The sequence below is a fragment of the Thermosediminibacter litoriperuensis genome (assembly GCF_008124715.1).
Taxonomy (GTDB): Bacteria; Bacillota; Thermosediminibacteria; order Thermosediminibacterales; family Thermosediminibacteraceae; genus Thermosediminibacter; species Thermosediminibacter litoriperuensis.
Genome location: NZ_VNHO01000010.1, coordinates 1 through 3,297, shown reverse-complemented (window position 1 = coordinate 3,297; position 3,297 = coordinate 1). Strand labels below are relative to the sequence as shown.

Below are 3,297 nucleotides of genomic sequence, written 5' to 3'. Positions count from 1 at the left end.
CGGGGTTTCAATCCCTTATAGGTAGGCTAGAAACCCGAAAAATTAAATAAAAAATAAGGATTTAAAGAGAAAAATAATTTATAGAATTTTATAATATATTTCGCTTAAAATTTAAAAAATCCTCCTTAAGCAGCGTAAATTTTGATTTTAAGGCTATTTTGGGATCGTCGTCGACCTCCAGGGGTTTTTGCACTACCGGAGGTCGACGACAAATTTAATGAAAGCCGTCATCAGCAGCAAAGAATAGGGCTATATAATGCTAAATATTCGATACATAGTGGGCGCAGTCCTTCTTTTCTCAACGGCTTAATAAAAAACAGCAAAAAGCCCGCCTAAGGCGGGCGAGGACAGGTTTCTTAGATTTAGCTACTTGACTTTTCAATCATTGCCTCGGCTTCTTTGATAACTTCTGCTGCATTTTTAATGGCCTTTTGAACTTCCACTTTTATTACCGGTTTGCCGCTGAACCTATTCTCATCCTTCACCGCTACATCCGCGGCAAATATAACCACATCCGCTTCCGACGCTTCTTTCAGGCTTATTTTATTTTCTATACCTATAGACCCCTGAGTTTCAACTTTTATAGCGTGTCCCATTTTTTTGGCCGCTTTTTCCAGGGCTTCAGCCGCCATATAAGTATGAGCAATACCTGTCGGGCATGAAGTAACAGCTACAATTTTCATAATACGTTATTCACCTTCCTGCAATTGAGTTTTTAAAAAAGTAATTTTCAATCTTACATTTATGGTGTATTATAAATTGAGGTGAATGGTTTCAATTTTGGGTCCTTCCGAGGACCTCTTTTTTTATTCCCCCGCTTGCACGGGTTTTTTCAAAAGATTTACGAGGAATGCTGTCACGGCAACGCCTATTAAAACCGCCACGATAAACATCAATTTATTGTCTACTACGGGGAGCACTATAGGGCCGCCGTGAGGCGCGTGATCTCCGACTTTACCTATAGCGGCCACAGCAGCTCCTACGGCAGAACCTATCATTATCGATGGTATAACCCTTAAAGGGTCAGCTGCTGCAAAGGGAATAGCCCCTTCCGTAATTCCTATCATACCCATAACAAGCGCGCCAAGTCCGGCTTCCCTTTCCGCAACGGTATATTTACCGGGCGCAAGCAATGTAGCGACTCCCATACCCAGAGGCGGTATGCAGATGGCTACGGCTACCGGGCCCATTATGGTATAAATCCCTTCCGAAATCATAGCTGCTCCGAAAAGGAAAGCAACCTTGTTTACCGGACCACCCATGTCAAAAGCTATCATCGCTCCCATTATCAGCGCCAGTACAACCGCGTTGCCGGTGCTCATGGTCCTCAGCCAGTTCGTCATCGCATCCATAATATTGCTTATAGGCGACCCGATTACGTAGATCATTAAATAACCCACAATCAGAGACGTCAGCAGAGGGATCACAAATATCGGCATAATGGGCCTCAGGTTTTTGGGAACATTCCAGTTTTTAATCCAACGGGCTACATAACCCGCTATGAAGCCAGCTATAATACCGCCCAGGAATCCCGCTTTAAGCTGATTGGCGAGAACACCGCCCACAAGGCCGGGGGCAATGCCGGGCCTATCGGCTATGGCATAGGCTATAAAACCGGCAAGCACCGGAACCATCATCGAAAACGCGGCGACACCGATATCCATCATGCTCTTAAGCAGCGGATTTGTAACTACAGCACCTTTCCCTTCCTGAACTCCGCTCAGCGCAATGGAAAAAGCTATCAAGACGCCGCCTATTACTACTATTGGAATCATATACGAGACGCCGGTCATTAAATACTCTCTAATTCTTTTAAGTTCGTCCTTCATCGTCCGACCTCCATTTTACATATTATTTAGTTTTCGCCGAAATCTTTAAAAGCTTGAATTATCTCGTTTTTGGATTCGGACCTTTTCAAATGCTCTACAAAGTTTTCATTCATTAGCCTGCGGGAAAGTTGCGAAAGAATTTTCAAATGCTCGTTTTCTGCCGCTTCGGGAACGCCTAATAGAAAGATCAAATGAACCGGTTTTCCATCGAGCGCATCCCATTCCACCCCCCTTCCCGACTTTCCAAATACTATAAATGTTTCTTTTACTGCCTTACTCCTTCCATGGGGAATAGCTATGCCGTTCCCCACTCCCGTGCTATAGGTCTTTTCCCTTGCCAAAACACTTTCGATATATTCATCTATTGAAACCAGTTTTCCTGCATCAGCGGCAATCATTGCAAGCTGCCTTATTGCATCCTCTTTTGTCAGTGCATTTAAATCCATGCAAATCATTCCCTCATTAAAAAGCATTTATTTTCTCCTCCGTTATTTTTATTATTTCTTCAGCGGTTTTTGCCTTTCTAAAGGAATTCAATTTTTCTTCGTCGCCTATGACCTCACGGGCCTGGCCAAAGTTATAACACCGACAGCCGTTTTGTTGACCAGTTCCGGCGAGATGCAAATATAAGGTTTTGAAACTTCTATAGGCATAGTCGATATTATTATGTCTATATTTTGCAAAGGATAATCTTTTTAAACACTAGTTAGAGACAACATCCTCAATCCACGGTTACGGGTTCATTCACCTGTAAAAGGATCGCTAAAATTTTATTAATCCTGCCCATAACTCGTCTTCCTTTAACCGCAACCGGTAAGGTAATATATAACAAATAAAGGAATTTTTATCAGTATTATTATACCTCACAAACCCTTATTTCTTAAGGGATTGTGCGTAAAATTCATTTCAACTTCCTTGCGGTAATTAGTAGACCAATTGAGTTCTCCGTTTTTCCAGAAAACGAAGAAAAAGGCCGGGTTTTTATTAAATATATTATAATGACTAGAGGATATTATGTTCAGTATAAGAACATAATATCCTCTTTTATGATACATAATAGTTCCATTATTTAAGATATTGAAAATATAGTCTATTATGTAATGTATATAATGAATGATGTCAATAGCGGATTTAAATTGACCCATTTTCAGCGATTTTAAATTTGACCCACCCTGGCTTTTTTTAAATTTAAGCATTATTATGTTGGTTACCATACAACCCGGTCTTTAGCCTGTCCTTTAGGCGGTAGCTGTTGCCCCTTATGTTGATTATATGGGCATGGTGTAATAGTCTATCCAACACTGCAGTAGCAAGTACAGGGTCTCCCATGAGCTCCCCCCATTCTCCAAAGCCTTTGTTGCTGGTAAGTATTATGCTCCCCTTTTCATATCGGGCACTTATTAGCTGGAAAAAGAGGTTCGAGCCAAGGCCATCTAATGGAAGATAGCCTACTTCATCGATTACAAGG

At 41.6% G+C, this 3,297-nt stretch carries 4 protein-coding genes; all 4 read right to left on the bottom strand.

From position 1 onward, the window contains the following. Positions 1-362: 362 nt before the first annotated feature. Positions 363-683, bottom strand: coding sequence for a PTS fructose-like transporter subunit IIB (locus tag LZ11_RS05470; RefSeq protein ID WP_148866900.1), 321 nt, complete (start codon positions 681-683; stop codon positions 363-365). A 123-nt stretch (positions 684-806) separates the two neighbouring features. Next, positions 807-1,829 carry a PTS fructose transporter subunit IIC gene (locus LZ11_RS05465; protein WP_148866899.1) on the bottom strand — a complete coding sequence of 341 codons (1,023 nt, stop codon included), beginning with the start codon at positions 1,827-1,829 and terminating at the stop codon, positions 807-809. A gap of 26 nt (positions 1,830-1,855) precedes the next feature. Next, the gene (locus LZ11_RS05460) at positions 1,856-2,302 is read right to left on the bottom strand and encodes a PTS sugar transporter subunit IIA (protein WP_148866898.1); all 447 of its coding nucleotides are present in this window, start codon (positions 2,300-2,302) and stop codon (positions 1,856-1,858) included. Between the two features lie 715 nt (positions 2,303-3,017). Continuing rightward, the coding region (locus tag LZ11_RS05455; protein ID WP_170240302.1) for an ATP-binding protein at positions 3,018-3,297 on the bottom strand (280 nt) is incomplete at its 5' end.